25 protein-coding genes and 1 pseudogene are annotated in these 25,278 nt (G+C 65.2%); 15 read left to right on the plus strand and 11 right to left on the minus strand.

Annotated elements, in window-relative coordinates; all coding sequences use genetic code 11:
• Window positions 1-156 precede the first annotated feature (156 nt).
• Window positions 157-1,056 (plus strand): universal stress protein, encoded by a 900-nt coding sequence (locus BM315_RS07225; RefSeq protein WP_090499315.1) that lies wholly within the window; start codon window positions 157-159, stop codon window positions 1,054-1,056.
• 87 nt (window positions 1,057-1,143) lie between these two features.
• On the opposite strand, the gene BM315_RS07230 is transcribed toward BM315_RS07225, so the two are convergent.
• Complete coding sequence (locus tag BM315_RS07230) at window positions 1,144-1,686, minus strand: Hsp20/alpha crystallin family protein (protein ID WP_090499317.1); 543 nt, start codon at window positions 1,684-1,686, stop codon at window positions 1,144-1,146.
• A 192-nt stretch (window positions 1,687-1,878) separates the two neighbouring features.
• On the opposite strand from BM315_RS07230, the gene fdhF reads away from it, so the two are divergent.
• The 8 genes from fdhF to BM315_RS07270 all read left to right on the plus strand — a co-directional run bounded on the left by fdhF (window position 1,879) and on the right by BM315_RS07270 (window position 11,168).
• On the plus strand, window positions 1,879-3,972 hold the full coding sequence (fdhF, locus tag BM315_RS07235; RefSeq protein ID WP_090499319.1) for a formate dehydrogenase subunit alpha: 2,094 nt from the start codon (window positions 1,879-1,881) through the stop codon (window positions 3,970-3,972).
• Complete coding sequence (locus BM315_RS07240; protein ID WP_090499321.1) at window positions 3,959-4,978, plus strand: 4Fe-4S dicluster domain-containing protein; 1,020 nt, start codon at window positions 3,959-3,961, stop codon at window positions 4,976-4,978. Before fdhF ends, BM315_RS07240 begins: the two co-directional genes overlap by 14 nt.
• The gene (locus BM315_RS07245; protein ID WP_090499323.1) at window positions 4,975-5,814 is read left to right on the plus strand and encodes an FAD/NAD(P)-binding protein; all 840 of its coding nucleotides are present in this window, start codon (window positions 4,975-4,977) and stop codon (window positions 5,812-5,814) included. The genes BM315_RS07240 and BM315_RS07245 overlap by 4 nt, the downstream gene beginning before the upstream one ends.
• Before the next feature lie 22 nt (window positions 5,815-5,836).
• Window positions 5,837-7,600, plus strand: coding sequence for an acetate--CoA ligase (acsA, locus tag BM315_RS07250; protein ID WP_090499325.1), 1,764 nt, complete (start codon window positions 5,837-5,839; stop codon window positions 7,598-7,600).
• Window positions 7,597-8,607 (plus strand): pyruvate dehydrogenase (acetyl-transferring) E1 component subunit alpha, encoded by a 1,011-nt coding sequence (gene pdhA, locus BM315_RS07255; RefSeq protein ID WP_090499327.1) that lies wholly within the window; start codon window positions 7,597-7,599, stop codon window positions 8,605-8,607. Before acsA ends, pdhA begins: the two co-directional genes overlap by 4 nt.
• Window positions 8,604-9,578 (plus strand): alpha-ketoacid dehydrogenase subunit beta, encoded by a 975-nt coding sequence (locus tag BM315_RS07260; protein ID WP_090499329.1) that lies wholly within the window; start codon window positions 8,604-8,606, stop codon window positions 9,576-9,578. Before pdhA ends, BM315_RS07260 begins: the two co-directional genes overlap by 4 nt.
• Before the next feature lie 145 nt (window positions 9,579-9,723).
• A complete protein-coding gene (locus BM315_RS07265) occupies window positions 9,724-10,899 on the plus strand; it encodes a dihydrolipoamide acetyltransferase family protein (protein ID WP_090499331.1) in 1,176 nt (391 codons plus the stop codon).
• Window positions 10,900-10,910: 11 nt separating this feature from the next.
• Entirely contained in the window at window positions 10,911-11,168 is a 258-nt protein-coding gene (locus tag BM315_RS07270) for an acyl carrier protein (protein WP_090499333.1), read from the plus strand.
• An 87-nt stretch (window positions 11,169-11,255) separates the two neighbouring features.
• Here the strand turns inward: BM315_RS07270 and BM315_RS07275 are convergent, their stop codons facing one another.
• The 3 genes from BM315_RS07275 to ftsH all read right to left on the minus strand — a co-directional run bounded on the left by BM315_RS07275 (window position 11,256) and on the right by ftsH (window position 14,334).
• Window positions 11,256-11,750: a BCAM0308 family protein gene (locus BM315_RS07275; protein WP_090499334.1), complete on the minus strand. Its 495-nt coding sequence runs from the start codon at window positions 11,748-11,750 to the stop codon at window positions 11,256-11,258.
• A gap of 195 nt (window positions 11,751-11,945) precedes the next feature.
• Window positions 11,946-12,506, minus strand: coding sequence for a phosphoribosyltransferase family protein (locus BM315_RS07280; protein ID WP_090499337.1), 561 nt, complete (start codon window positions 12,504-12,506; stop codon window positions 11,946-11,948).
• Between the two features lie 22 nt (window positions 12,507-12,528).
• Window positions 12,529-14,334 (minus strand): ATP-dependent zinc metalloprotease FtsH, encoded by a 1,806-nt coding sequence (gene ftsH / locus BM315_RS07285; protein ID WP_090499339.1) that lies wholly within the window; start codon window positions 14,332-14,334, stop codon window positions 12,529-12,531.
• 125 nt (window positions 14,335-14,459) lie between these two features.
• Between ftsH and BM315_RS07290 the strand changes: the two genes are divergently transcribed.
• Window positions 14,460-15,437 (plus strand): cysteine synthase A, encoded by a 978-nt coding sequence (locus BM315_RS07290; protein ID WP_090499341.1) that lies wholly within the window; start codon window positions 14,460-14,462, stop codon window positions 15,435-15,437.
• 13 nt (window positions 15,438-15,450) lie between these two features.
• On the opposite strand, the gene BM315_RS07295 is transcribed toward BM315_RS07290, so the two are convergent.
• The 3 genes from BM315_RS07295 to BM315_RS07305 form a co-directional block, all read right to left on the minus strand.
• Window positions 15,451-16,197 carry a Mut7-C RNAse domain-containing protein gene (locus BM315_RS07295; RefSeq protein ID WP_090499343.1) on the minus strand — a complete coding sequence of 249 codons (747 nt, stop codon included), beginning with the start codon at window positions 16,195-16,197 and terminating at the stop codon, window positions 15,451-15,453.
• A 16-nt stretch (window positions 16,198-16,213) separates the two neighbouring features.
• Window positions 16,214-17,632 (minus strand): homospermidine synthase, encoded by a 1,419-nt coding sequence (locus BM315_RS07300; protein ID WP_090499345.1) that lies wholly within the window; start codon window positions 17,630-17,632, stop codon window positions 16,214-16,216.
• Between the two features lie 148 nt (window positions 17,633-17,780).
• On the minus strand, window positions 17,781-18,764 hold the full coding sequence (locus BM315_RS07305) for a magnesium transporter (protein ID WP_090499347.1): 984 nt from the start codon (window positions 18,762-18,764) through the stop codon (window positions 17,781-17,783).
• Between the two features lie 318 nt (window positions 18,765-19,082).
• Here BM315_RS07305 and BM315_RS07310 point away from each other — a divergent pair, with 318 nt between their 5' ends.
• Window positions 19,083-19,982, plus strand: a complete 900-nt coding sequence (locus tag BM315_RS07310; protein WP_170862172.1) for a universal stress protein — start codon at window positions 19,083-19,085, stop codon at window positions 19,980-19,982.
• A gap of 151 nt (window positions 19,983-20,133) precedes the next feature.
• On the opposite strand, the gene BM315_RS07315 is transcribed toward BM315_RS07310, so the two are convergent.
• Both BM315_RS07315 and BM315_RS07320 read right to left on the minus strand, forming a co-directional pair.
• Window positions 20,134-21,015, minus strand: a complete 882-nt coding sequence (locus tag BM315_RS07315; protein WP_212632939.1) for a vitamin K epoxide reductase family protein — start codon at window positions 21,013-21,015, stop codon at window positions 20,134-20,136.
• 186 nt (window positions 21,016-21,201) lie between these two features.
• A pseudogene (locus BM315_RS07320) lies at window positions 21,202-21,638 on the minus strand (PLP-dependent aminotransferase family protein); the annotation flags it as partial.
• 112 nt (window positions 21,639-21,750) lie between these two features.
• On the opposite strand from BM315_RS07320, the gene BM315_RS24635 reads away from it, so the two are divergent.
• Window positions 21,751-21,897: a hypothetical protein gene (locus tag BM315_RS24635; RefSeq protein ID WP_170862173.1), complete on the plus strand. Its 147-nt coding sequence runs from the start codon at window positions 21,751-21,753 to the stop codon at window positions 21,895-21,897.
• A gap of 70 nt (window positions 21,898-21,967) precedes the next feature.
• On the opposite strand, the gene queD is transcribed toward BM315_RS24635, so the two are convergent.
• Complete coding sequence (gene queD, locus BM315_RS07325) at window positions 21,968-22,324, minus strand: 6-carboxytetrahydropterin synthase QueD (protein WP_090499352.1); 357 nt, start codon at window positions 22,322-22,324, stop codon at window positions 21,968-21,970.
• Between the two features lie 453 nt (window positions 22,325-22,777).
• Window positions 22,778-23,101 carry a c-type cytochrome gene (locus tag BM315_RS07330; protein ID WP_090499354.1) on the minus strand — a complete coding sequence of 108 codons (324 nt, stop codon included), beginning with the start codon at window positions 23,099-23,101 and terminating at the stop codon, window positions 22,778-22,780.
• Between the two features lie 429 nt (window positions 23,102-23,530).
• Between BM315_RS07330 and BM315_RS07340 the strand changes: the two genes are divergently transcribed.
• Genes BM315_RS07340 through BM315_RS07350 form a run of 3 tightly spaced genes read left to right on the plus strand, consistent with a single transcriptional unit; the run spans window position 23,531 to window position 25,240 of the window.
• On the plus strand, window positions 23,531-24,376 hold the full coding sequence (locus BM315_RS07340; protein ID WP_425287770.1) for a CbbQ/NirQ/NorQ/GpvN family protein: 846 nt from the start codon (window positions 23,531-23,533) through the stop codon (window positions 24,374-24,376).
• Window positions 24,360-24,959 carry a cytochrome c oxidase subunit 3 gene (locus BM315_RS07345; protein WP_090499358.1) on the plus strand — a complete coding sequence of 200 codons (600 nt, stop codon included), beginning with the start codon at window positions 24,360-24,362 and terminating at the stop codon, window positions 24,957-24,959. Before BM315_RS07340 ends, BM315_RS07345 begins: the two co-directional genes overlap by 17 nt.
• A gap of 14 nt (window positions 24,960-24,973) precedes the next feature.
• A complete protein-coding gene (locus tag BM315_RS07350; protein ID WP_090499360.1) occupies window positions 24,974-25,240 on the plus strand; it encodes a cytochrome C oxidase subunit IV family protein in 267 nt (88 codons plus the stop codon).
• The last annotated feature ends 38 nt before the right edge of the window (window positions 25,241-25,278 follow it).

Raw genomic sequence — 25,278 nt, forward strand, 5'->3', positions numbered from 1 at the left:
GATATTGATATCGATCAAGCCTCCGATTCGCCAGCGCACTGGCTTGATGTAAATCAACACGCACGCCAGGCCCGCGGCGCAGCGTGTAAGGCATCCGCTGGTTGCGCTATGCCGTGCCCGCGGCAACGCACAGAACCAGCCTCACGGAGGTGCCCCATGGGTCAATATCAACGCCTGTTCCTCATCGCCGACCGCGACATGCGCCATTCGCCGGGCCTGCAGCGCGCCGCCGCACTGGCCTCCGCCAGCGGTGCCGCGCTGCACATCGCCGCCTTCGTCGAGCCGTTTGCGACCCTCGCGCTGCTGGACAAGAGCATCCAGGAGAAAACCCGCGAGAGTTATCTGCAGGAACACCGCGAATGGCTCAAGGACGAGGCTGAACTGCTGCGCGGCAAAGGCATCCAGGTCACCACCGAAGCGGTCTGGACCAACCATCCGCTGGAGGAAATTCTCCGCCACGCGGCCGAGATCCAGGCGGACCTGCTGATCAAGGATCTGCAGCATGAGCCGGCGCTCAAGCGAGCATTCATCACCCCGCTGGACTGGCACCTGCTCCGCGAATCGCCGATACCGGTGCACCTGGTCAGCACACTCGGCAACCCACTGCCGCGCCGCGTGGTCGCGGCAGTCGACCCGGCGAACCCGCAAGCCCAGGAAAGCGGCCTCAACCAGCGCATCATCGAAACGGCCAATGGCCTGGCCCTGCAATGCGATGCCGAGTTGCATCTGTTGCATAGCTATGACCCGACCCTGGCCTATCTGACCAACGCGGTGGCGGGCAGCGTGTCCAGCGGCGGCGACCTGGTCGAGGAACTGCGCAGCAAACTGCAAACCGGGTTCAACGCGCTGGCCGACGATTACGGCGTACCGACCGAGCGCCGCCATTTCATTCTCGGCTCGCCGATCAGCGCCATCGCCGACTTCGCCAGGTTGAACCAGACCGATGTGCTGGTGATGGGCAGCGTCCAGCGCAAGGGCCTGGACAAGCTGATCGGCAGCACCACCGAACATGTTCTCTACCAGGTGCCGTGCAGCATCCTGACGGTCAGGGCGTAGCAACGCAACGGATTGGCTGGCAGAGCGGTAGCGCTCAAAAAGAGGCCCCTGCGCGTTGCCGCCCGGGGCCTCGGTGATTTACTGCACTCAGCTGACTTTGATGTTGATGTGTTTTTCCGGTTTGATCGCTTCGGGCTTCTTCGGCAGGCTGATGGTCAGCACGCCTTTGCTGAAGCTGGCCTCGATCTTGTCGGCATCGACGCCCTTGGGCAGGTTGAAGATCCGTTCGAAGGAGCCGTAGTGACGTTCGGATAGGTAGTAGTCCTTCTTCTTCTCCTCGGTTTCTTCCTTCTTCTCGCCCTTGATCACCAGGTTGCCGTTGGACAACTTGATCTCGATGTTCTTCTCATCCATGCCGGGCAGTTCGGCGCTGATCTCGAAGCTCTTTTCCTTCTCGGCGATATCCACGGCGGGGATGCCGTGGCCCATCAGCTCACGGCGAAAGAACGGCTCGACGTCGAACATCCGGCGGCCGAAAGGCATCTGCAACGGGCTGCGGGAAAAGTCCTCGAACAGGTGATCGATCTGCTCGCGCAGATTGGCCAGCGGGTGCCAGGGCGTTGCCGACGCCACGCGTTTACTCGACGGTTCTTCGGTTTTTATCGGCATCTTCTTTGCGGAACTGGTCATTTTCATTCCTCCAGGCAGATTGTCCGGGACTGGACAAATCGATTCTGCGAGCGTCTCCAGGCGGCCACTTTGATCTTGATCAAGGCGATTCCATTGCTTGCGGGCACTGCATCCCGATTCATTGATCTTGATCAAACACGTTGCACGGTCTGCGGCCTAGCCTGACTTCAGGTAGTCGGCGAGGAGATCGACATGCGCGTGGTTCCGAGCATTTGCACGTTCTGCGGGGTGGGTTGCGGCCTGGGTCTGCGCGTCGAGGATGGCCGGGTGATCGGCGTCGAACCCCAACCCGGCCACCCGGTCAGCCAGGGTCAACTCTGCTCCAAGGGCTGGGCCACCAGCTTCGCCATAGAGCCGTACAAGCGCTTGACCGAGCCGATGATCAAGGAGCATGGAGGTTTCCGTCCTGCCAGTTGGGACGAGGCGCTGGGGCGGATCGCCGAGGAGTTCCGCGCCGCCCTGGATCAGCAGGGGCCGGGCGGCGCTGGCGTGATCAGTTGCGCCCGCGCGACCAACGAGGATAACTACGCCGCGCAGAAGTTCGCCCGCGCGGTGCTCAAGACCCACAACATCGATCACTGTGCGCGCATCTGCCACAGCCCCTCGGTGGCCGGCCTGGCGCGCACCCTCGGCTCGGGGGCGATGACCAACAGCATTGCCGATATCGACGTAGCCGACCTGATCCTGGTGATCGGCGCCGATGTCACCGAGAACCACGCGATGATCGGTGCGCGCATGCTGCGGGCCCAGGCCCGTGGCGCCACCCTGGTGGTGGTCGACCCGCGCAAGACCCGGCTGGCCCGCCTGGCCGATATTCACCTGCAAGTGCGCCTGGGCAGCAATATCGCCCTGCTCAACGGCCTGCTGCAGATCATTTTCGCCAATGGCTGGGAGAACCGCGCCTTCCTCGAGGCCCGCTGCGAGGACATCCAGCCGCTGCGCCAGTACCTGGCCGGGCTGACCCCGGAGCAGACCAGCGCCGCCACCGGCGTGGCGCTGGCCGACCTGCAACGCCTGGCCTTGCTCTACAGCCACGCCAAGGCGGCGTTCACCGCCTATGGCATGGGCATCACCCAGTTCCAGAGCGGCACCAACAACGTCATCGCGGTCTCCAATCTGGCCCTGGTCTGCGGGCAGATCGGCCGTCCCGGCACCGGCATCAATCCGCTGCGCGGGCAGAACAACGTGCAGGGCGCCTGCGACATGGGCTGCCTGCCGAATGTCTATCCCGGCTACCAGGAGGTCGCCGACCCGGCGGTGCAGGCCAAATTCGCCGCGGCCTGGGCCAGCGAACTGGCGCAGGCGCCCGGTTTGACCTCGCAGGGCATGCTCAAGGCGGCGCAGGCCGGTGAGCTGCGCGCGCTGCTGATCATGGGCGAGGATCCGCTGCTGACCGATCCGGACCAGAATCAGGTGGCCCGCGCTTTCGCGGCCCTGGATTTCCTGGTGGTGGTCGAGCTCAGCCTGACCGAGACGGCCAAGTGCGCCGATGTGCTGTTGCCGGCCGCCGCGTTCGCCGAGAAGGACGGCACCTTCACCAACTGCGAACGCCGCGTGCAGCGCATCCGCCAGGCCATAGCCGCGCCAGGGCTGGCCCGTAGCGATTGGCAGATACTCGCCGAACTGGCCCAGCGCATGGGCTATCCGGGCATGGCCTGGGCCGATGCCGAGGAGGTGTTCGACGAGATGGCCGGGCTGACGCCGATCTATTCCGGCATGACCTATGCGGCCCTGGACGCCCAGCATGGCCTGCAATGGCCCTGCGATGCCGCGCATCCGCAGGGTACGGTGATTCTCCACGAGCAGTCCTTCCCCCTTGGGCGCGGGCGCCTGTTGCCGGTGACCCAGGTGGCGCCGGACGAATGCCCGGACGTCGAGTATCCGTTTGCCTTCACCACCCACCGTCTGCACTTTCACTACGGTGGCGGCTCGATGACCCGCAAGTCGCCGCTGCTCGAGCGCGAAACGCCGGCCGGGCTGCTGTTCATGCACCCGGCCGATGCGCTGAAGCTGGGGCTGCACGATCACCAGGGGCTGCGGGTGAGTTCGCGCCGCGGCTATCTGGAAACCCGTGTGCAGCTCAGCGATGACGTGCCCCCGGGCACTCTGGCCATGCCCTATCACTTCCAGGAAGCGCCCTGCAACCGCCTGACCAACAGCGCCCAGGATCCGATCAGCAAGATGCCCGAGCTGAAAGCCTGCGCGGTGAGGGTCGAGCCACTACCGCCCGGCCAGGCGCCCAGCGCCCAGGCCGGTAGCCGCGAGGTCGAGCATGCACGCCTATAAGCTGGATCAACCGGAGCGCCTGCGCGCTCATCTGGCCCTGCAGCATCGGCTGTATGAAGTGCGCGACGATGGCCAGGGCGGGCAACACTGGCAAGTGGTCAGCGCCCAGGATTTCAGCGCCTTCGAACCCGCGGCCGAGCCACCGCCATTTTCCGCCAAGAGTTTTTTCTTCGCCGAGCGCGAGTTGCTGTTTCGCTTCGACGGCGGGCAGTTCTACTCGGCGTTGCCGGCTGTGGTGCCCCAGGTGCTGTTCGGCCTGCATGCCTGCGACCTGCAGGCCGTGGCCTACCAGGATCGTTTCTACGCCGCAGACCCGCATTACCAGGCGCGCCGGCGCGCCACCCTGCTGGTGGGCGTCGATTGCCTGCACAGCTGCACCGGCGGTTTCTGCAGCATCGTCGACAGCGGCCCGGCGGTACGCGAGCAGAGCGCCGACCTGATCCTGTTGCCGCGCCAGGACGCAGCGGCCGACTGGCTGCTGCTGGTCGCCAGTGAGGCAGGTCACGCCGCCTTGCGCGGCCTGCGCTTGCCTGTGGCCGCCGATGATTGGCAAGCCGAGCGCAGCGCCAATCAGGCCTGCGTGGCGGCTGAGCAGGAGCCGCAGCAGGAAATAGTCGACGGCATCGTGTCGCTCAACGACGGGCGGATCGCCGCCGCTACCTGGGAGGCGCTGGGGCTGCGCTGCCTGGGCTGCTCCGGCTGCACGACGGTATGCCCGACCTGTTCCTGCTACGCCCCCCGGGATCGCCTCGGCGCGCCGGACAGCATGCAGCGCGAGCGGGTCTGGGACTCCTGCCTGTACCAGGGCTTCCAGAAAGAGGCGAGTGGGCACAACCCCAGCGCCACTTCGGGGCAACGGGTGCAGCGCTTCTGGTCGCACAAGTTCGGTGATGGTTTCAAGGCTCAATTCGAGGCCTATGGCTGTGTCGGTTGCGGACGCTGTGACCGTGTCTGCCCGGGCGGCATAGGGGTACATGGGGTAATGCAGCGGGTAGCACAATCATGATCGATCTGACGCCACGCAAACTGCTGCTGCTCGACCACTACGCGGACGGTGACGAGGCGCGCCACTTCAGCCTGCGCATCGACAAGCCGTTGGCCGGCGATCTGGCGGTGATTCCCGGGCAATTCTTCATGCTCGCGGTGCCGGGCTTCGGCGAAGCGCCGTTCACCTACCTCAGCCTGCCGGACCAGCAAGGCCACTTCAACGCCCTGGTGCGGCGCATGGGCGCGCTCACCCAGGCCTTGTTCGAGCAACCAATGGGCGCCGTGCTGGGTTATCGCGGTCCCTTCGGCAAGGGCTGGCCGCTGTTCTTCTGCGCGCGCCAGGTACTGGTGGTGGCGGGGGGCTGCGGCCTGGTGCCCTTGGCCGGGGTGATCGAGGAAGCCAGTCGGCACCGCCTGCCGGTGCACTTGAGCGTCGTCTATGGCGCGCGCAACCGCGCCGCCCAGGTACTGGGGCGCGAGCGCGGGCGCTGGCGGCAGAGCCTGCGCTTCATCGAAACCTGCGACGAGGCCGAACCGCCCCAGCGCCAGGGCTCGCCGCTGGATCACTTCGACGAACTGTTTGCCGCCGAGCCGCCTGAAGCGGTGCTCTGCTGCGGTCCCGAGGCGCTGATGCTGGCGACCGCCGAGGCGTGCCTGCAACGCGGGGTCGCCGCCGACAAGATCTGGCTCTCGCTGGAGCGGCGCATGCACTGCGCCGACGGCCTGTGCGGGCATTGCTACCTGGGCACCAGTTACGTGTGCAAGGACGGCCCGACCTACCGTTATGACCGTTATCTGCACTTTCAGGCCGGTGGTTATCGGACATTCATTGCGCAGGATCAGCGGCTCTGCTGAGTCGTCACCCGGGGGAAAGCCCATGCGAGCGGCCATCATCGAAAAAACCGCAGCGGAACTGCGGGTCAAGCCCAACTGGGATGACAGCCCCGATGCGCGCAAGGCCTTTTCCTGGCAGGCTCAGGCCGAGGAATTGGCCGGCCTGCCCGATGGCGGTCTGAATCTGGCCTACGAGGCCGTCGACCGGCATGCCCAGGGCCGGCGCAGGAGCCATGTCGCGCTGCGCATCCTCGAGCGCAATGGCGGTCATTGTTCGATCAGCTACGCGCAGTTGAGCGGCCTGAGCAACCGTTTCGCCAATGTCCTGCAGGGGCTTGGCATCGGCGCCGGGGCACGCCTGTTCGTGCTCTGCGAGCGCGGCCTGGAGCTCTACCTGGGGGTGCTGGGCGGCTTGAAGAACGGCTGCGTGGTGTCGCCGCTATTCTGCGCCTTCGGCCCGGAACCGCTGGAAACCCGCTTGCGTCTGGGCGCGGGCAGCGTGCTGCTGACCAGCGAGACCCTCTACCGGCGCAAGATCGCCGCCATCCGTGACCGCCTGCCGGCGCTCGAGCATGTGCTGCTGTATGACGCCAACGGTGCCGTCAGTACGCCGCCGGAGGGTACCCTGAGCCTGCACAAGCTGCTGGCCCAGGCGGCGGAAGACTTCACGATTGCCCCGACCACTGCCGACAGCCCGGCCTTGCTGCACTTCACCAGCGGCACCACCGGCACGCCCAAGGGCGCCTTGCATGTGCATGGCGCGGTGCTGACCCATTACGTCAGCGGCAAGTACGCCCTCGACCTGCACCCCAATGACATCTATTGGTGCAGCGCCGACCCCGGCTGGGTCACCGGCACCTCCTACGGCATTCTCGCGCCGCTGCTGCTGGGCGTGACCAGCGTGGTCGACAGCGGCGAATTCGATGCCGAGCGCTGGTACAGCATCCTCGAAAAAGAACAGGTCAGCGTCTGGTACACCGCGCCCACGGCCATTCGCCTGCTGATGAAGGCCGGCCCGGAGCTGGCCCAGCGGCATAATTTTGCCCGGCTGCGCTTTATCGCCAGTGTCGGCGAGCCGCTCAACCCGGAGGCGGTGTGGTGGGGCAAGGAGGTGCTCGGCCGGCCGATCCACGACAACTGGTGGCAGACCGAGACCGGCGGCATCATGATCGCCAACACCCTGGCCATGCCGATCAAGCCCGGTTCCATGGGCAAGCCGCTGCCGGGCGTCGAGGCGGCCATCGTCAGCCGCGGCGAGGACGGCAGCCTGCAGTTGCTGGCGGACGAGCAGATCGGCGAACTGGCGCTGAAACAACCCTGGCCGGCGCTGTTTCGCACCTACCTGGGCCAGGAAGAGCGCTACCGCCGCTGCTTCGTCGGCGACTGGTACCTGAGTGGCGACCTGGCCCGCCGCGATGCTGACGGCTACTACTGGTTCGTCGGCCGCAACGACGACGTGATCAAGTCGGCGGGCCACCTGATCGGCCCGTTCGAGGTGGAAAGTGCGCTGATGGAGCACCCGGCCGTGGCCGAGGCCGCGGTGATCGGCATCCCCGATGCGTTGCTCGGCGAACTGGTCAAGGCCTTTGTTTCGCTGAAGAGCGGCTTCGTCGCCAGTCAGGCGCTGCACGACGATCTGCTCGGCCATGCACGCAAGCGTCTCGGCGCCGCGGTGGCGCCCAAGGCGCTGGCGTTCTTGCCGAGCCTGCCGCACACCCGCAGCGGTAAGCTCATGCGCCGCCTGCTCAAGGCCCGCGAGCTGGGCCTGCCCGAGGGCGACACCTCGACCCTGGAGAACCCGACATGAGCGCGCCCGTGCCGTATCCGCGCGACTTCGCCCTGGCTCTGCTGCGCGACATGCTGCGCATCCGCCGTCTGGAGGAACGCGCCGCCGAGCTGTATGGCCAGGGCAAGATCCGTGGTTTCCTGCACCTGTATATCGGCGAGGAGGCGGTGGCGGTCGGCGCCCTGCATGCCCTGACGCCCGACGATGCGGTGCTCGCCACCTACCGCGAGCATGGCCATGCGCTGATCCAGGGCGTGCCGATGACGGCGATCATGGCCGAGATGTACGGCAAACAGGAAGGCTGCTCGCGCGGGCGCGGCGGCTCGATGCACCTGTTCGACGCCAGGACGCGCTTCTTCGGCGGCAACGCCATCGTCGCCGGCGGTCTGCCGCTGGCAGCCGGCCTGGCCCTGGCCGAACGCATGCAGGGCGGCACGCGGCTCGCCGCCTGCTTCTTCGGCGAAGGCGCGATGGCCGAAGGCGCCTTCCACGAGGCGCTCAACCTGGCCGTGCTCTGGCAACTGCCGGTGCTGTTCTGCTGCGAGAACAACCTCTACGCCATGGGCACCGCCCTGGCACGTTCGCAGTCGCAGACCGACCTGTGCGCCAAGGCTGGCGCCTACAAGATCGCCACCCAGACGGTGGACGGCATGGACGTGGTCGCCGTGCACCAGGCTACCTGCACGGCGGTCGAGCAGGTGCGCGCGGGGCTGGGGCCGTATTTCCTCGAATACCAGACCTATCGCTTCCGTGCCCACTCGATGTTCGACCCCGAGCTGTACCGCGACAAGGCCGAAGTCGAGCAGTGGAAGGCGCGCGGGCCGATCCTCGCCTACAAGGCCCGGCTGATGGCCGAGGGGTTGCTCGACGAGGCGGGACTGGCGGCACTCGAGGCCGAGGTGGAACAGGAGGTGGAAGCCGCGGTGGCCTATGCCGAGGCCGGCAGCCCGGAGCCGCTGGAAGACCTGTGCCGCGATGTCTACACGCCGGCGCCCGTGCCGACAGCAAACCCGGAGGCTGCGCCATGAGCCTGCGCACGAGCTACCGCGAGGCGCTGCGCGAAGCCCTGCGCGAGGCGTTGCAGCGTGACCCGCGGGTGTTTCTGATGGGCGAGGACGTCGGCCGCTACGGCGGCACCTATGCCGTGTCCAAGGGTTTGCTCGAGGAGTTCGGCGAGGAACGTATCCGCGACACGCCCTTGTCCGAGCTGGGCTTCGTCGGCGCCGGCATCGGTGCGGCACTGGGCGGCATGCGGCCGATCGTCGAGGTGATGACGGTGAACTTCAGCCTGCTCGCCCTCGACCCGATCATCAACACCGCCGCGACCCTGCGCCATATGTCCGGCGGCCAGTTCTCGGTACCGCTGGTGCTGCGCATGGCCACCGGCGCCGGACGCCAGCTGGCGGCCCAGCACTCGCACAGCCTGGAGGGCTGGTACACGCATATCCCCGGCCTGAAGATCCTCGCCCCGGCGACTCTCGAGGACGCCCGCGGCATGCTCTGGCCGGCGCTGCAGGATCCCGATCCGGTGCTGATCTTCGAGCATGCCCAGCTCTACAACCTCGAAGGCGAGCTGAATCAGGCCGAACCTGTGGACATCAGCTCGGCGCGGGTGCGCCGCGAGGGCAGCGACCTGACCCTGATCGCCTACGGCGGCACCCTCGGCAAAGCCCTGGCGGCGGCCGAGCAACTGGCCGGGGAGGGAATCGCCGCCGAGGTCATCGACCTGCGCGTGCTGCGCCCGCTGGACGACGCAACCATTCTCGCCTCGCTGCGCAAGACCCGCCGCGTGCTGGTGGTCGACGAAGGCTGGCGCAGCGGCAGCCTGGCCGCCGAGATCATCGCGCGGATCGTCGAACAGGCGTTCTACGAGCTGGACGCGGCGCCGATGCGGGTGTGCAGCGCCGAGGTGCCGATCCCCTACGCCAGACACCTGGAACAAGCCGCGTTGCCGCAGGTGCCGGCGATAGTCGCGGCGGCCCATGAGCTGTGCGGCTAGCTGGCTAAGGTTCATAGGAGCGGGGGCTGTAGGAACCAGGGGGACGCCTAGTCCTTGCTGGCGATGATCATGGCGGCGTTTGGCTTGTGTCATGGGGGATGCGGTGCGCACAGCGCACCCTACGTGGATTGCACGGGAGCTACACATGATCGACTTCAAACTGCCATCCCTCGGCGCCGACATGGACGAGGGCACGCTGCTGGAATGGCGGATCAAGCCCGGCGATGCGGTCAGGCGCGGCCAGGTGATTGCCGTGGTCGATACCGCCAAGGCTGCGGTCGAGGTGGAGTGCTGGCAAGAGGGTGACGTCTTCGAGCTGCTGATCGAGCCTGGCGCCAAGGTGCCGGTGGGCACGCCGATCGCCAGCTTGCTGGAAGCCGGGGAAAGCGCCGCAACCGCGCGCCGCCAGGTGCCGCGCAAGCCGGTTGTCGAACCCGTGGCGCCCGCGCCCGGCAGGCCGCTCGAGACCGTGGCGCCGGCCAGCCGGCCACGGGTTTCCCCGGCGGCGCGCAAGCGTGCCGGCGAACTGGGCCTCGACCCGGCGGCACTGACGGGGACGGGGCCCCATGGCGTGATCACCCTGGAAGACGTCGAAGCCGCCGGCCGGGCGCCGGCGCCAACCGAACGCGGCCCGACCGATCGCCAGGCCGCCATGCGCCAGGCCGCCATGCGCCAGGCCATCGGCGCGGCCATGAGCCGGTCCAAACGCGAGATCCCGCATTACTACCTCAGTCAAACCATCGCCCTGGGTCCGGCCATGGCCTGGCTGCAGACGCGCAATGCCGGGAGCACCCCGGAGCAGCGCCTGCTGCCCAGTGTGCTGCTGCTCAAGGCGGTGGCTCTGGCGCTGCGCGAGTACCCGCAGCTCAATGGCTTCTGGCGCGAGGGCGCCTTCCAGCCGGCCGCCGACATCCACCTCGGCGTAGCCATCGCCCTGCGCCAGGGCGGCCTGATCGCGCCGGCGCTGCACGCGGTCGCCGACAAGCCGCTGGGCCAATTGATGGGCGAACTCGCCGACCTGGTGCAGCGCGCCCGCAGCGGCTCGTTGCGCAGTTCCGAGCTGAGCGACGCCAGCCTCACCGTCACCCAGCTCGGCGATCAGGGCGTGGACACGGTGTTCGGCGTGATCTACCCGCCGCAGGTGGCCCTGGTCGGCTTCGGCAGCATCGCCGAGCGGCCCTGGGTCGAGAGCGGCCAGCTCTGCGTGGTGCCTTGCGTGGTCGCCAGCCTGGCCGCCGATCACCGGGTCAGCGACGGGCACTATGGCGCGCGCTTTCTCGGCGAAGTGCGGCGTCTTCTGCAAAACCCGGACAGTCTCTGAGGAACATGACAATGGATCGCCAACAGTTGCGTCAGCAGGTGCTCGAAGAGTTGCAGCACATCGCGCCGGAGCTCGAGCCAGATACATTGCGCAGCGACCGCCGGCTGCGCGACGAGGTCGACCTCGACTCGATGGACTGGCTGCGCTTTCTCGGCGCCTTGCACCGGCGCCTGGGCGTGAATATCCCCGAGGCCGACTACCACAGACTGGACAGCCTCGATGCCCTGATCGCCTACCTGGAGCAACGACTGGCCCCTTCGTCGCCCTGACGGCAGGCTCAAGCGCCGTGGTCAGGGGCAGTCTGTTCTCGAACAGCCGCCACATCCTACAAAAGCGCTGTTCTTGAGCCCGCTGCTTCAGTCGCGCTGCCAGTGGATGCTGACGTGGGTCTGGTCGTCGTCGTAATGGTATTGGGTCTGGCCCTTGTAGGCCGAATCCAGGGCGTGACCGATGCGATTGGCCAGGTGGATTCCGGTGGTGGTCACTTGCACGACTTCATCCAGGGTCGTGACTTCGAGCAGGCGTTCCATGGCGTGCTCGGCCTTTTCCAGTGTCTCGGTGTTGTGGATCAGGTTGAGGATTTCGTCGTGGTGGGCCTTCAGAAACTCCCCTGACAAGGTCAGGGTGCCCGCTGGCACTTTGTCTTCAATGCGCCGGCAAGCCGGACAGACAACCTCCGTGACATCGGCAGGGAGGCTGGCTTGTGGGGTTTGCCAGGCCCAGCTGCCGGCTTGATAAAGCGCACTGCATCTGGGGCAGACCGCGGTGCCAGCACTGCGCGGGCTGAGGGTTGGATCGTGGCGGTTGGGGCTGAACAGTTTGTTTTTCTGACTCTGCTGATACTTGTCCATGACAGGCTCCGCGACGCGAAAACAGTGGATTGAGGGCTGGCTTGGAGACCAGGCTCAACAAGCCGCCACCTGTTATCTGTTTGCACTGATTTGCGCCAAGGCATCTTGATGTACATCAACGCGAGTCGCGGACGGCCTGAGAGCACCAGCAGCGCTGACAGGCGGTGAGTTGCCCGGTTGTCGGCGGGCACCCGCTCAGCCGCCGTGGCGCAGCACCTCGATGCGAAACGCCGGCTCGTACGGCGGCACGTTGCATTCGATGATGTCGCCGGGGGCGATCTGCAGGCGCACGCCGACTATATCGGCATGCACCGGCTGGGTGCAGACGCAGCGATCGACCAGCACCGCCGTGCGTACCCGCTGGGCACCGAGACGCGCCAGGTAGGCACAGGTGCGCAACAGCGAGTGACCTTCATAGAGCACGTCATCGACCACCAGCAGGGTGGTACCGGACAGGTCCAGCGCGGCCAGTTCGGGGCTCTCGGTCAGGGCCGTTTGCGCATGCAGCAGGCGGAGGTCATCGGCGTAGCGTTTGACCTTGAGCGCATACAGGGGCAATTCGGCTTGCCCGCTGAGCTGCGCCAGCTGCCGTTGCAGCAGGCGCGCCAGGGGCTCGCCACGGCGCAGGATACCCACCAGCGCACTTTGCCCGGGCGGCAGCAGCACCGCGGCCTGGAGGGCCATGTTGTGGACAACGGTCTCGAGTTCTGTGCTGTCGTACAGGCACAGCCTTTGCCCGGCGGATTTTCTCTGCATTGAGTTTGCCTCCATCTGAACGCTAGGCCGGCAGTGGGCGCAGCGCCGGGAACTCTTCGGGGGTCAGGGTTTCCTTTTCCAGCAGCAACCGGGCGCCTTGCTCCAGCTCGGCGCGGCGACTCAGCAGCAGGGCCTTGGCCCGCATATAGGCGCCATCGATCAGGGCCCTGACGCTGAGGTCGACCTCGCGCGCGGTCTGTTCCGAGTAGTCCTTCTCGCGCAGGCCGATCGTCTGCTCGCCCAGGTAGCTGGCGCTTTGCCGTTCCAGCACGGCCTGACCGAGTTCGGCGGTCATGCCGAAGCGGGTGACGATCTGCCGGGCGATGTCGGTGACCTTGGCCAGGTCGTCGGCGGCGCCGGTGGAAATCTCGTTGAAGATCAGCTCTTCCGCGGCGCGCCCGGCGAGCAGCACGATCATGCGGTTTTTCAGTTCCTCCAGGGTGATCAGGAAGCGATCCTCGGTTGGCCGCTGCAGGGTATAGCCGAGCGCGCCGACCGAGCGCGGGATGATCGATACCTTGTGCACCGGATCCATGCCGGCCAGGCTGGCCGCGGCCAGGGCATGACCCATCTCGTGGTGGGCCACCACCTCGCGTTCGTGGGGCTGGAGCAGGCGCCCGCGCCGTTCGCTGCCGATCACGATGCGTTCCACCGCGGCGGTGAAGTCGGCCATGCTCACCGCATCGGCGCCGCGCCGGGTGGCGAGTATGGCCGCCTCGTTGACCAGGTTGGCCAGGTCGGCGCCGGAAAAGCCGGTGGTGATGCCCGCGATACGCTCCAGGTCGAGGTCGGCAGTGGCCTGGATGCGCTTGGCATGCACCTTGAGAATCGCCACCCGGCCGTGCCGATCGGGGCGGTCGATGACGATCTGGCGGTCGAAGCGGCCGGCGCGCAGCAGGGCCGGGTCGAGGATCTCCGGCCGGTTGGTGGCGGCCAGCAGGACCACGCCTTCGCGCGGGTCGAAACCGTCCAGTTCGGCCAACAACTGGTTGAGGGTCTGCTCCTTCTCGTCGTTGCCGCCAAAGGCGCCGACCCCGCGTGCCTTGCCCAGGGCGTCCAGTTCGTCGATGAAGATGATGCAGGGCGCGGCCTTGCGCGCCTGCTCGAACAGGTCGCGCACCCGTGCGGCGCCGACGCCGACGAACATCTCGACGAACTCCGAGCCGGAGATGGAGAAGAACGGCACGTTGGCCTCGCCGGCCACCGCCTTGGCCACCAGGGTCTTGCCGGTACCGGGCGGGCCGACCAGCAGGATGCCCTTGGGAATCCGCGCGCCGAGGCGGCTGTACCTGGGCTGGTCCTTGAGGAAGGAGACCACCTCGAGCAGTTCGGCCTTGGCTTCGTCGATGCCGGCCACATCGTCGAAGGTCACCCCGGTATCGCGCTGGACGAACACCTTGGCCTTGGACTTGCCGACGTTGACCATGCCGCCGAAGCCCTGTTTCTCGGCCAGACGGCGGAACAGGAACGACCAGAGGGCGAAGATCAGGATAAAGGGCAGCAGCCAGCTCAGCAGAGTGCTGATCGGCCCGCCCTGGCGGGTACCACTGAAGGTCACCTGCGACTGCGCCAGGGCCTCGGCCAGTTCGGGTTCAACCCTGATGGTGCTGAACTGTGTACGGTTATTGATCGGCTCCTTGAGCTTGCCGCTGATCTGCTGCTGCTCGATACGCAGATCGCTCAGCTTTTCTTCCCTGAGCAGGCGCATGAACTCGCTGTAGGGCAGGGGCTCGACCGTGCTGCGTGTCCCCCACCAGTCCTGAAACACCAGGAGCAGGCTGAAGGCGACGAGGAAGAACCAGAGGTTCCATTGCTGCTGCTTTTCCATGTGGCCTGTCCTCAGGGGAAGGGTTCGAGGTTATGCCTGGCGGGTGGACGCGGTATTGATAGCCGTCAACCCACGAACGCTCGGGACTAAACTAAAAAAAGGATAGAGCAGGTTGGAGGTGAACCATGGCTATCCGCGACGGTTTTAGCGGAACCATTGGCGATACGCCGCTGATTCGCCTCGGCAAGCTGAGCGCCGAGACCGGTTGCGAGATCCTGGCCAAGGCCGAGTTCCTCAACCCCGGCGGTTCGGTGAAAGACCGCACGGCCCTGGGCATCATCGAAGACGCCGAGCGCAGCGGCCGCCTGGGACCGGGCGGGACCGTGGTCGAAGGCACCGCCGGCAACACCGGCATCGGTCTGGCGCATATCTGTGCGGCGCGCGGGTACCGCTGCATCATCGTGATCCCGGATAACCAGTCGCGGGAGAAGTTCGAGCTGCTGCGCCAGCTGGGCGCCGAGGTGCGTCCGGTACCGCCCAAGCCGTACAACGACCCGGACAATTACCAGAAGATCGCCGGGCGTCTGGCCGCCACCTTGCCCGGGGCGATCTGGGCCAACCAGTTCGACAATACCTCCAATCGCGACGTGCACTACCGCACCACCGGGCCGGAGATCTGGCGCGACAGCGAGGGCAGGGTGGATGCCTTCGTCTGCGCGGTCGGTACCGGCGGCACCCTGGCCGGCGTGGCGCGTTATCTCAAGGAGCGCAAGCCGGCGGTGCGCATCGTCCTCGCCGACCCCATGGGCAGCTCCCTCTATCACTGGGTGCTGGACGGCGAGTTGCGTGCCGAGGGCAAGTCGATCACCGAAGGTATCGGCACCAGCCGGGTCACCGCCAATCTGCAGGACACGCCGATTGACTCAGCGCTGCAGGTAGACGATCAGCAGTGCGTGGACATGCTCTATCGCCTGCTGCGCGAGGAAGGCTTGTTCGTCGGTGGGTCGAGCGGCATCAACCTGGTTGCCGCGCAGCAACTGGCCCGGGAGCTGGGCCCGGGGCACTGCGTGGTGACCCTGTTGTGCGACCGCGGCGGGCTCTATGCCGGGCGCCTGTTCAATCCGGTCTGGCTGCGCGAGGCCGGGCTGCAGCCGCCGGCCTGAGCGTGCTTGGGCTTCAGTCCGCTGGCGTGAGCAGCGGTTTCAGCAGGGCGCGCATGCTGCGCCAGTGTGTGCCCTGCCAGTACAGGCGGCCGCAGCCGTGGCAGTGCATGAACTGCGAATAGCTGTAGCCGATGCGGCTGGGCAGGCGCTCGCGGGCTTCTTGCGCATCGATGCCGTGCAACGGCAGGTTGCAATGCAGGCAACGGCTGAACGGCTTGATGCTGGCCGTCAGATCGAGCCGCTGGCACAGCTCGCGCAACTGCTCGGCGGGCTTGCGCGCATGCACGTAGCAGCCATGACTGACCAACCGGCGCTTGAGCAATTCGCGGTCGCGGGTCAGCACGATGCGCTGCTCGCGGGCGGCGATTTCGGCGATCTGCAGATCGTCGAAATGGTTGTCGTAGAGCGTGTCGAAACCGGCCATGCGCAGCAGGTGAGCCAGACCGCCGAGGTGGGCATCGGCGATGAAACGCAAGACCCGCAACGGGCGGTTTCGCACCTTGAGCAGGGAGCTGATGTCCAGGCGTTCGAACTTGGGGTAGACCGCCACCCGGTCGCCGTCCGCCAATAACCGCTCGAAGCCCACCGACTCGCCGTTGACCAGCAGCAGTTCGACCTCGGTGTGGGGCACGCCAAGAGCCTCGACCATATGCTTGGTGGTGGCCGCGCGGGCGCATATGCAGTCGAACTCCCGCCGTCGGCGCTCGGCCGGCAGAAAGTCGTTGAGCTCCTCGTAGAAGCGGAAAGTGGCGCGGACCATGATTCAAGCATAGTTCTCATTGGGCGCGGAAATTCTTGAATTGCCAGGGGTCGTCGAGGTCGAGGTCCTCGGGAAACAGGTCGCTGCGGTGTTCAAGTGGGGTCCAGTCGCTGTACACCCCGCCAACTTCGCCGAGATAGGGCCGGCACAGTTGGAGAATCGCCGTGTGGGGCATTTCGTCCGGCTCGACGATGCCGCGTCTGGGGTGCCGCATGGCCCAGATCACCCCGGCCATCACCGCGCTGGTGACCTGCAGGCTGGTGGCGTTGTTCTCCGGGCACAGCGTCCGGGCCTGCTGGATGCTCAGGCGCGAGCCGTACCAGTAAGCGCCGCGCGGGTGGCCCATGAGCAGCACGCCGAGGGCATCCACGCCGTCCACTATGTCTTCCTCGAGCAGCCGCTGGCGTCGCTGTGGTCGCCAGTTGCGGCCGGCCAGTTCGTGCAGCGAGAGCACCGCCGCGTCGCACGGATGATAGGCATAGAGCACCGTGGGGCGGTACTCGGGCGCGAGCGGATCGCCGAGGGTGAAATAGTCGGCGATGGAGATGGATTCGCCATGGGTGACGAGAAAGCCCAGTTGTGCCCCAGCCAGCGGCGTCCAGCTGCGTACCCGGGTGGCCGCGCCGGGGCGGCTCAGGTAGAGGGCGGCCTGACAGCCGAAGGCATGCCGCGCGGCGTCTGCGGGGAGATAGCGCTCATGGCTGCCCCAGCCCAGTTCGGCCGGTTGGCAGGCCTCGCTGAGAAACCCGGGTACCGACCAGGTGTTGACGAACTCGCCGGCAGCCTTGGGTTCGGGGCCGTACTGCGAGTCGCGTTCGGCGATATGGATGCTGCACACGCCCAGCCGTTGCGCCAGCCGCGCCCAGTCCTCGCGTGAGGTCGGTGGTGCGGCACCCAGGCCGCGGTCGGTGGCCAGCTCGAGCAACGCCTGCTTGAGCAGATGGGAAATCAGGCCGGGGTTGGCGCCATGGGTCAGCACCGCCGTGGGCTGTTTGCCGCGCCTGCCGCGCAGGGCCAGCACGGCTTCGCGCAGGGCGTAGTTGGAGCGTTGCGAGAGCGACAGCGACGGGGCGTCATAACCGCCGGCCCAGGGTTCGATGCAGGTGTCCAAGTACAGCGCGCCCCGCTCGCGGCACAGCTCGATCAGCGCCAGGCTGGAGACATTCACCGAGAGGTTGAGGAGAAAGTCGCCCGCCGCGAGTCGTGGCTCGAGTACCTGTCGATAGTTGTCCCGGGTCAACTCGTAATGCACCAGGGTGATCCCGTGCTCACGGGCCAGCGGCAGCCCCCAGTGATCGGCGCTGATGATCAGCAGTTGCTCGGGCCTGAGGTCGATATGGCGCAGCAGGAGCGGCAGTACCCCCTGGCCGATGCAGCCGAAGCCGAGCATGACCAGGCGGCCGGCGAAGCGCTGTTTGGCGGCAGACGTGAGCATGTCCGGCTCTCCAGGGGTTGCCGCGCCTGGGCGCGACCAGAATAGGTTAAGTCTGGCCGTTCAACGTGCTGACGCAAGGGGCAGGCCTGTAACTGCAGCTCAGGGACGACGCCGGCATGATGTGGATCAAGGTTTCCGCCGCGCCTGGTCAGAACAGTGCGCTGGCGATAGTGAAGTAGATCAGCACCGAGAACAGATCCTGGATCACCGTAGCCAAGGGCCCACTGCCGAATGCCGGGTCGAGGGAAAAGCTGTTCAACAACCAGGGCAAGGCCATGGCTGTCAGGGTTGCCGTGGCGCAACTGACGAACACCGAGAGTCCCACGCACAAGGCAATTTCAGGGCTGCCCCAGCGCCACCACACCAACGGCCCGGCGACCAGGGCCAGCGCCAAGCCGATCGCCAGGCCCACCAGCAGTTCTCGGCCAAGCATCTGGCGCATCCCGACCCCGACTGAAAGACCGCGTACGACCACGGTTTCAGTCTGGGTACCGACCGCATCGGCGAGATAGACAATTCCCGGGATGAAGAAGGCCAGAATGATCTTGCTCTGCAATTGCGCCTCGAACTGCCCGACGAAGTCCGCCGCCAGCAGCGCCCCGGCCAGCCCCACCAATAACCATGGGATGCGATGACGAAAGCGCCGGCGCACCGGTTCCTCACTGCTGCTGCGCGCGGCCTCGGCGCCCTTGGTAAAGCCCCCGAGACGCGACAGATCCTCCTCATGTTCCGAGAGCAGAACCGCCAGCAGGCGGTGGGGTGGAATCACCCCGACCAGGCAGCCTTGCGCATCGACCACGGACAAGGCCGACTCCTCGTGGTTTACGGCACGCCAGGCGGCGATTTCCTGATCCACCCCCGGCGCGACTATGGGCGCCTGAGAGTCCATCAGCTCAGCCAGGGTGATGTCCGCGGGTGCACTGAGCAGGTCCTCGATCCTCACCAGCCCGAGAAAGAGCCGATCTTCGCAGACCATGACGTGGCTTGCGCACTCGTAACGCTGGCCGAGCATTTCCAGGCGCGCCATATCGACCCTGCAGTTCGGGGTAAACACCGGGACTCGTGCAGTGGCGTGCTGCGCCGCTGTTTCGAAGCTGATGTGGTCATTGCTGAGAATTGTGTCATGCGACATGGCGATCTCCTGACGCGGCGCAACACCGCCTGGGCCTGTCTGGCCGGTGGGGCAGGGGTGTCTGGACTATAGCTCTGGCCAGCGCACAGGGCGCGACGCCTCGGCCGAAGCGCAAAAGTTCGACCCACCCCAGGCGTAGGCAGCCGTGACGGCGCAGCGCAACCGGATCGGTTTGATATAGATCAACGTCACAGGCGATCAGGCCGCGCAGGCTGAGGCATGTTTATTTGCATCGTCCGACATGGATATTCGCGCACCAGAGACAGGACAGGTGTCAATCGGGCAGGGCGGTGGCAACCGGAGCTTCTGGAGGTTCCCATGAGTCAGTATCAACGACTGCTGCTGATAGCCGACCCGGGCATGCGCCAGTCCCCCGCCCTGCAACGGGCGGTGGCGCTGGTGGAAGCGTGCGGTGGCTCCTTGCACATCGCGGCGATCAGCGGGCCGTTTGCCACCTTGTGGTTGCTGGACAAGAGCACCGAAGCGCAGGTGCGTGAGGATTTCCTCAGGCAGCAGCAGGCGCACCTCAAGGCTGAAGTCGACCGCCTCAGCGCCAAGGGTATTGCGGTGACGAGCGAAGCCGTTTGGACCGATACACCTATCGAGGAAATTCTCCGGCATATACACCACGCCCAGGCGGACCTGATCATCAAGGACACCCGCCATGAGCCGATCTTGCAGCGTGCCTTCATCACCCCGCTGGACTGGCGGTTACTGCGCGAATGCCCGGTGCCCCTGCATTTTGTCAGTGCCGCCGAGCACCCGCTGCCACGCAGAATTGTCGCGGCAGTCGATCTGTCCCAAGCGGAAAACCGGGTCAGCGACATGAACGAACGTATTCTCGCCGCTGCCAGTGAATTAGCCCTGCAATGCAATGCCGAGCTGCATCTATTGCACGTCTATGAGCAATCGCCTGCCTACCTGGCCTATGCCGCGGCCCCGGTCAGTTGGACGCCTGAGTTTCTCGAAGAGTTGACCAGTTTGATGCACACGACCTTCGATCAGTTCGCCGAGCAACATGCTGTGCCGCCGCAGCGTCGCCACGTTGTCCAGGGCTCTCCGATCAGGGTCATCAGCGACTTTGCCACGCGCGAGCACATGGATGCAGTGGTCATGGGCACGCTGGACCGCAAGGGGCTGGAAAAAGTCCTGGGCAGTACCACCGAGCAGACCCTGTACCAGATTCCCAGCAGCATCCTGGTGATCAGGCCAGTCTGATCCAGACTCGGCTGGTGACAAGCCGTTGCGTAAACATGGGCGGGGTGGTGGAAACCTGCGGGCTTGAGCTGTCGCAGCGTCTCCGGTTAGCGCTGCCCGCGCCTGTGTTCGGCCGGTGCGCATTGCCTGAGCACCGGTGTGATATCCGCACTCAAGGCGCCGATGTTTCCTGCCACTTGAACCTTGAAAGGCGCGCCAGTTCTGCAATGTTGAGTAGTTGCGGATAATGCTGCCCGCGGATTATCCAGGTCGGGTAACGGTTGATTTTTGCTTCGATGCAGACCCGTGCGATCAGTCCGCGGCGTCCGTCCGGTGTGCACTCGACATAGGGCAGGCGCTCGGCCGAGGTGCCGAACAGGCGTTTCTGTTCCTGACAGGTCGGGCACCAGAAGGTGCCATAGAACGTGGCGCCGCTACGCTGCAGATGGGTGGCCAGCGCCTGCAACTGTGGGGCTTCGCGCGGGGCCAGTAGATCGCTGTAATACAACTGCAGCCCGCCCAGGGTGATCACGGTTGCCACGGTGCAATAGGTCAGCCAGTGCCGCCACTCGGTACCGGGTGCCGATTTGGGCCGTTTCAGACTCACTCGAATGAAGATTGCCGCCAGCAGTGCCAGCGACAACAAGCACCAGGCGCAGAAGGCTTCAAGCCTGAGCCAGGCGACCAGGGTCATGTACAGGCTGACGGCCAACCCGAACCAGGCCAGCAGCCAGAGTCGCCGCCAACGCACCAGCCTGGCCGGCAGACGCCAGGCGTTACCCGCCAATAGCCCATAAAGGACGAAGCCCCACAGCGCCAATGGCAGCCCCAGCAGGCGCGACCAGCGACTGTGCTGAATCAGATCGCAGGCCGACTCTTCCGAGCAGAATGCGGGTGTGCCACCGCGCAGGGCGACATAGGTCAGATAGCCGGTCAGCAGCATGCCGCACAGCGCCAGCACCAGTACCGGCCACTCGGGGGAATGCTGAGCGCTACGCTCTGTGCCGGAATGCGCGAGTGCCTTGTGAGGTCGAACCCTCTGGCTTTTATTCATAGGCCAGACCCTTTTCCAAGTGATGCTCGAGAAAACAACGTGTTCGCTGAACCTGCGACTTCCATGCTGATCGATGCTGCTCAATCTACGTCTAAACGCTAGCAGTAAAACTGCCGTTGCGGATGGCGGACGCTTCGGCAACAACCCTGAGGGAAATCGGCCTAGGCCAAAGCCGCTGACTGCGGATCAGAACGAGTCGATGATGCACCCGAGCACGGCCATCGCCTGTTCGCTCTGGGCGCTCCCGGGGTGGCCATAGTTCAGGCGCGCACAGTGGCCGAAGCGTCGGGTGGCCGAGAAGATCGGCCCCGGGGCCAGGCTGATGCCCTGGGCCAGGGCCAGCTGCAGCGAAGCGACCTGCCGGGGAACTCGAACCAGAGAAAATAGCCGCCGCCGGGGCGGGTCACCCGGATGCTGGCGGGGAAATGCCGGGCGGCGGAGGCGAGCATCAAGGCCTGCTGGGTTTCCAGGGCGTGGCGCAGCTTGCGCAGGTGGCGGTCGTAGCCGCCGTGCTGCAGGCAGTCGGCCTGGGCGGCTTGGGCCGGTACCGAGGGCGAGGTGGTGGTCATCAGCCTGAGCCGGCTGATCTGCTCGGCATAGCGACCACCCGCCCGCCACCCAACCGACCCGACTCCCAGGTCGCGATCCCGCTGGCTACCCTGACCGCGGCGTCTCAGCCACTGCTACGCCGCCTATTGCCGCCCGTTCATCCGCGCCACAGCGAGAGTTTGGGCCATGTGCCGCGGCAGCAAATTTGAATTCGCTCCGCACCAGGCCCGGCGTTTCAAGGATGGGTTCGGCATCTCCCGCGTCAAGGCGGGTGGTCACGCCAAGGTGATGACTCAGATGATGTTCGCGGTGCTGGCGCTCACCGTCGATTAACCAGCGCGAAGCTGGCGGAATCTATCCGCACAATTTTCGCTGATACTTCGCAAGAGCCTCTGCAATAAGATCAATTCCCGCGGTATTCGCAGCCGCTGGTGCAGGTTTCGTGAATGCGGATACGGGACAGTTCAGGAAGGAGTGGCTTGAGTTGCTGCCAGATCCACTTGGCGATGACTTCGCTGGTCGGATTTTCCAAACCAGGTATTTCGTTCAGGTAGTTATGATCGAGCTGTTCGTAGAGTGGTTTGAAGATCGCTTTGATCTCGGAGAAGTCGCGAATCCAGCCAGTGTAGGGGTCGACTTCGCCTTCAATATAGACGGCAACGCGGAAAGAATGGCCATGCAGGCGCCCACATTTATGCCCTTCGGGCACATGGGGAAGGCGGTGGGCAGCTTCGAAAATAAACTCTTTGAACAGTTCCACGGGTTGTCTCTCTAAAATGCGCGGCTGAAAGCGCCGCTCAGATAAGGCGTGATATTACCAGTTCTGGTTGTGGGTTAAGCGGAAAGGGCTGGATAAATGCACTGCCCGTGTTCAAATGGCGATTGTCGAGTGGTCAGCCACGCAGCTAGGTGTTCAACGGCTCGTTAAGTCCCAGGGGGGAGAACCATTTGCGCTAATGCGGCAGCTATGGACCGATGCGAACTGTGGCTGCGACCGCCATGTCTGGGGTAGCCGATGAAGCGTCGCTACGCGCGCGATCGGGAAGGTCGAGATCAATGTCCATTGCGGCGATTGATTTCAAGGAGCAGCCCGGCGGGCAGCCAGCGAGATGGCGGGATGCTTTGCTTTTCGGCGTCGTTAGCGAGGGGACAAGGACATCATGGCACCGATTGCAGAAAACACCGGGCTTGGCGACATGACGTCCTTTGGCGGTTACTTGAGGCTAAGTACCCATTCGGCAAGGATTTTGGCTTCTTCGTCGGTGACGGGGTTGGCCGGCATCGGCATCGGCCCCCAGGCACCGACGGTACCGTTCTTGATGCGACCTGCCAGCAGGTCGACGGCACCTTCGGTCCCGGCATACTTGGCGGCTACTTCCTTCAGCGCTGGGCCAACCATTTTCATGTCGAGGTTGTGGCAGGCGGCGCAGGGCTTGCTCTTGAACAGCGCCTCAGCGGCTGCGGGGTCGGCCGCCAGTGCGGATTGCATGCTCAGGGCTACACCCAGGGTCAACAGCGGAGTCAGAAACTTCTTCATAGTATTTCCTCAAGGCGAGTGACGCAGGCGATATGCAACCTGCATCGATTTGGCTGGGTAAGCGTTGTACCTGGCCCGTGATGGTAAAGCGTTGTGGAGCCAACTTTGGCCCAAATCGGCTCATGGCTGCAAGCATTGGCGTGACGCCAGTTTGCTCAAACGGGGCGAAGCATAGCTTGGGGACAGTTTTAATCGCTTGATTCCAATCAACTAATGCGACTACCCAGAATGCTTGCGCAGCGTAACGACGCAATGCAGCTTATCGTCGCCAACCGCGGCCGCACAGGGGCGATCCTGGAACTGGCTGCGGCCAACTGTCGCAGGCGCCCTGAAAACTCCTTCCAGCTCATCGCCGGCATGCTTGACGGTAATCAAGTCCAGGCGCCAGAACACTTGAGCCTGTTGTCTTGTCGCGGGTAGCGTGTGGGCATGATCAATCACCCCGGTGAGGTACTCTTTGTGAATGCGCCCGTGAATCCAAACGAAGCCACAGCCGTGCATGCCACGCCCTTCTACCAAACCCTGGGTAACGAAGAGGTGCTGTTCGAGAAGGCCTGGCAGCACGGCATGCCGGTGTTGATCAAAGGCCCGACCGGCTGCGGCAAGACTCGCTTCGTGCAGTACATGGCGCACCGTCTGCGCTTGCCGCTGTATACCGTGGCCTGTCATGACGACCTGTCGGCCGCCGACCTGGTCGGTCGCCACCTGATTGGCGCGCAGGGCACCTGGTGGCAGGACGGTCCCTTGACCCGCGCGGTGCGTGAAGGCGGTATCTGTTACCTGGACGAAGTGGTCGAGGCGCGTCAGGACACCGCGGTGGTGCTGCATCCGCTTGCCGATGACCGCCGCGAGTTGTACCTGGAACGCACGGGCGAGGTGCTGCGTGCGCCGCCCGGATTCATGCTGGTGGTGTCCTATAACCCCGGCTACCAGAATCTGCTCAAGGGGATGAAACCGAGCACCCGTCAGCGTTTCGTCGCCCTGCGTTTCGACTACCCGCCGGTGGCTGAGGAAGAGCGCATAGTCGCCAACGAAGCGCGGGTCGATATCGGCCTGGCGGCGCAGGTGGTCAAGTTGGGACAGGCGTTGCGCCGTTTGGAGCAACATGACCTGGAGGAGGTGGCTTCGACCCGCTTGCTGATTTTCACCGCACGCATGATCGGTGCCGGAATGAGCCCGCGCGAAGCTTGTCTGGCCTGCCTGGCCGAGCCGCTGTCGGACGATCCGCAAACGGTTGCGGCGCTGATGGATGTGGTCGATGTCCACTTCACTTGAGCTGGCGCTGCGTCCCGGCGCGAGCCCGGCACGGCATTTGCCGGGCGATCTGGCGATGTGGTTTTTCATTCTCGCCGAGCTGACGGTTTTCGCCCTGCTGATTCTCGCGTTCGCGGTGACCCAGGCCCTGCAGCCGCAGCTGTTCCATGACAGTCGCCAACTGCTCGACAGCTCCACCGGCCTGGCGCTGACCCTGAGCCTGCTCACCTCCGGCCTATTTGCCGCCCTGGCGCAGGAACAGGTGCGCCAGGCACGGGCGCGGCGCGCAGCCTGGCTGTTGCTGGCGGCTTTGCTTAGCGCCAGCGTCTATGTCGGTTTGAAACTTGGCGAGTACGCGCACTTGTCCAGCCTGGGGCTGGGCATGGAGCACAACACCTTCTTCACCTTGTACTGGATTCTCACCGGCTTTCACTTTCTCCACGTACTGCTCGGCATGCTGATTCTTGGCTGGCTGGCCGAGCGTTGTCGGCGTCGTGTCTATGGCCCGACGAACTGCAGTGCGCTGGAGTCCGGCGTGCTCTATTGGCATATGGTCGATCTGGTGTGGGTGCTGCTGTTCCCGCTGGTCTATGTCCTGAATTGACCGAGGAGGTTGGCATGTCCGCTTCGAGAACCCTGATTTTGTGCTGGCTGGGCCTGGCGGTGCTGTCCGTGGCCAGTGTGCAACTGGGTAATAGCGGAGCGACCCTGGTGCTGGTGGCCAGCGTGCTATTGGCGGCCCTGGGCAAGGCCTGGTTGATCACCGACGGTTTCATGGAGCTGCGCCATGCCCCGCGGTTGTGGCGCGGGCTTTTGCTCGGCTGGCCTCTGGCGATGGGGCTGGGCGTGCTGCTGACCTTGCTGCTCTCGTCCCAGCCTGCATAAGCCGAACAGCTGCAATCCGGGGCATGTCCCCGGATTGC

Source organism: Pseudomonas borbori (genome assembly GCF_900115555.1).
Taxonomy (GTDB): Bacteria; Pseudomonadota; Gammaproteobacteria; order Pseudomonadales; family Pseudomonadaceae; genus Aquipseudomonas; species Aquipseudomonas borbori.

What these genes read in the sequence shown, in the direction of transcription:
- BM315_RS07290 (WP_090499341.1), top strand. Translation starts at nt 14,460, where the DNA reads ATGGCTATCCGCGACGGTTTTAGCGGAACCATTGGCGATACGCCGCTG.
- BM315_RS07275 (WP_090499334.1), bottom strand. Translation starts at nt 11,750, where the DNA reads ATGGACAAGTATCAGCAGAGTCAGAAAAACAAACTGTTCAGCCCCAAC.
- acsA (WP_090499325.1), top strand. Translation starts at nt 5,837, where the DNA reads ATGCGAGCGGCCATCATCGAAAAAACCGCAGCGGAACTGCGGGTCAAG.
- BM315_RS07260 (WP_090499329.1), top strand. Translation starts at nt 8,604, where the DNA reads ATGAGCCTGCGCACGAGCTACCGCGAGGCGCTGCGCGAAGCCCTGCGC.
- BM315_RS07345 (WP_090499358.1), top strand. Translation starts at nt 24,360, where the DNA reads ATGTCCACTTCACTTGAGCTGGCGCTGCGTCCCGGCGCGAGCCCGGCA.
- BM315_RS07280 (WP_090499337.1), bottom strand. Translation starts at nt 12,506, where the DNA reads ATGCAGAGAAAATCCGCCGGGCAAAGGCTGTGCCTGTACGACAGCACA.
- BM315_RS07225 (WP_090499315.1), top strand. Translation starts at nt 157, where the DNA reads ATGGGTCAATATCAACGCCTGTTCCTCATCGCCGACCGCGACATGCGC.
- BM315_RS24635 (WP_170862173.1), top strand. Translation starts at nt 21,751, where the DNA reads ATGTGCCGCGGCAGCAAATTTGAATTCGCTCCGCACCAGGCCCGGCGT.
- pdhA (WP_090499327.1), top strand. Translation starts at nt 7,597, where the DNA reads ATGAGCGCGCCCGTGCCGTATCCGCGCGACTTCGCCCTGGCTCTGCTG.
- BM315_RS07245 (WP_090499323.1), top strand. Translation starts at nt 4,975, where the DNA reads ATGATCGATCTGACGCCACGCAAACTGCTGCTGCTCGACCACTACGCG.
- BM315_RS07350 (WP_090499360.1), top strand. Translation starts at nt 24,974, where the DNA reads ATGTCCGCTTCGAGAACCCTGATTTTGTGCTGGCTGGGCCTGGCGGTG.
- BM315_RS07295 (WP_090499343.1), bottom strand. Translation starts at nt 16,197, where the DNA reads ATGGTCCGCGCCACTTTCCGCTTCTACGAGGAGCTCAACGACTTTCTG.
- BM315_RS07305 (WP_090499347.1), bottom strand. Translation starts at nt 18,764, where the DNA reads ATGTCGCATGACACAATTCTCAGCAATGACCACATCAGCTTCGAAACA.
- BM315_RS07330 (WP_090499354.1), bottom strand. Translation starts at nt 23,101, where the DNA reads ATGAAGAAGTTTCTGACTCCGCTGTTGACCCTGGGTGTAGCCCTGAGC.
- BM315_RS07340 (WP_425287770.1), top strand. Translation starts at nt 23,531, where the DNA reads ATGATCAATCACCCCGGTGAGGTACTCTTTGTGAATGCGCCCGTGAAT.
- BM315_RS07240 (WP_090499321.1), top strand. Translation starts at nt 3,959, where the DNA reads ATGCACGCCTATAAGCTGGATCAACCGGAGCGCCTGCGCGCTCATCTG.
- BM315_RS07310 (WP_170862172.1), top strand. Translation starts at nt 19,083, where the DNA reads ATGAGTCAGTATCAACGACTGCTGCTGATAGCCGACCCGGGCATGCGC.
- BM315_RS07270 (WP_090499333.1), top strand. Translation starts at nt 10,911, where the DNA reads ATGGATCGCCAACAGTTGCGTCAGCAGGTGCTCGAAGAGTTGCAGCAC.
- BM315_RS07230 (WP_090499317.1), bottom strand. Translation starts at nt 1,686, where the DNA reads ATGACCAGTTCCGCAAAGAAGATGCCGATAAAAACCGAAGAACCGTCG.
- ftsH (WP_090499339.1), bottom strand. Translation starts at nt 14,334, where the DNA reads ATGGAAAAGCAGCAGCAATGGAACCTCTGGTTCTTCCTCGTCGCCTTC.
- BM315_RS07315 (WP_212632939.1), bottom strand. Translation starts at nt 21,015, where the DNA reads ATGAATAAAAGCCAGAGGGTTCGACCTCACAAGGCACTCGCGCATTCC.
- BM315_RS07300 (WP_090499345.1), bottom strand. Translation starts at nt 17,632, where the DNA reads ATGCTCACGTCTGCCGCCAAACAGCGCTTCGCCGGCCGCCTGGTCATG.
- BM315_RS07265 (WP_090499331.1), top strand. Translation starts at nt 9,724, where the DNA reads ATGATCGACTTCAAACTGCCATCCCTCGGCGCCGACATGGACGAGGGC.
- fdhF (WP_090499319.1), top strand. Translation starts at nt 1,879, where the DNA reads ATGCGCGTGGTTCCGAGCATTTGCACGTTCTGCGGGGTGGGTTGCGGC.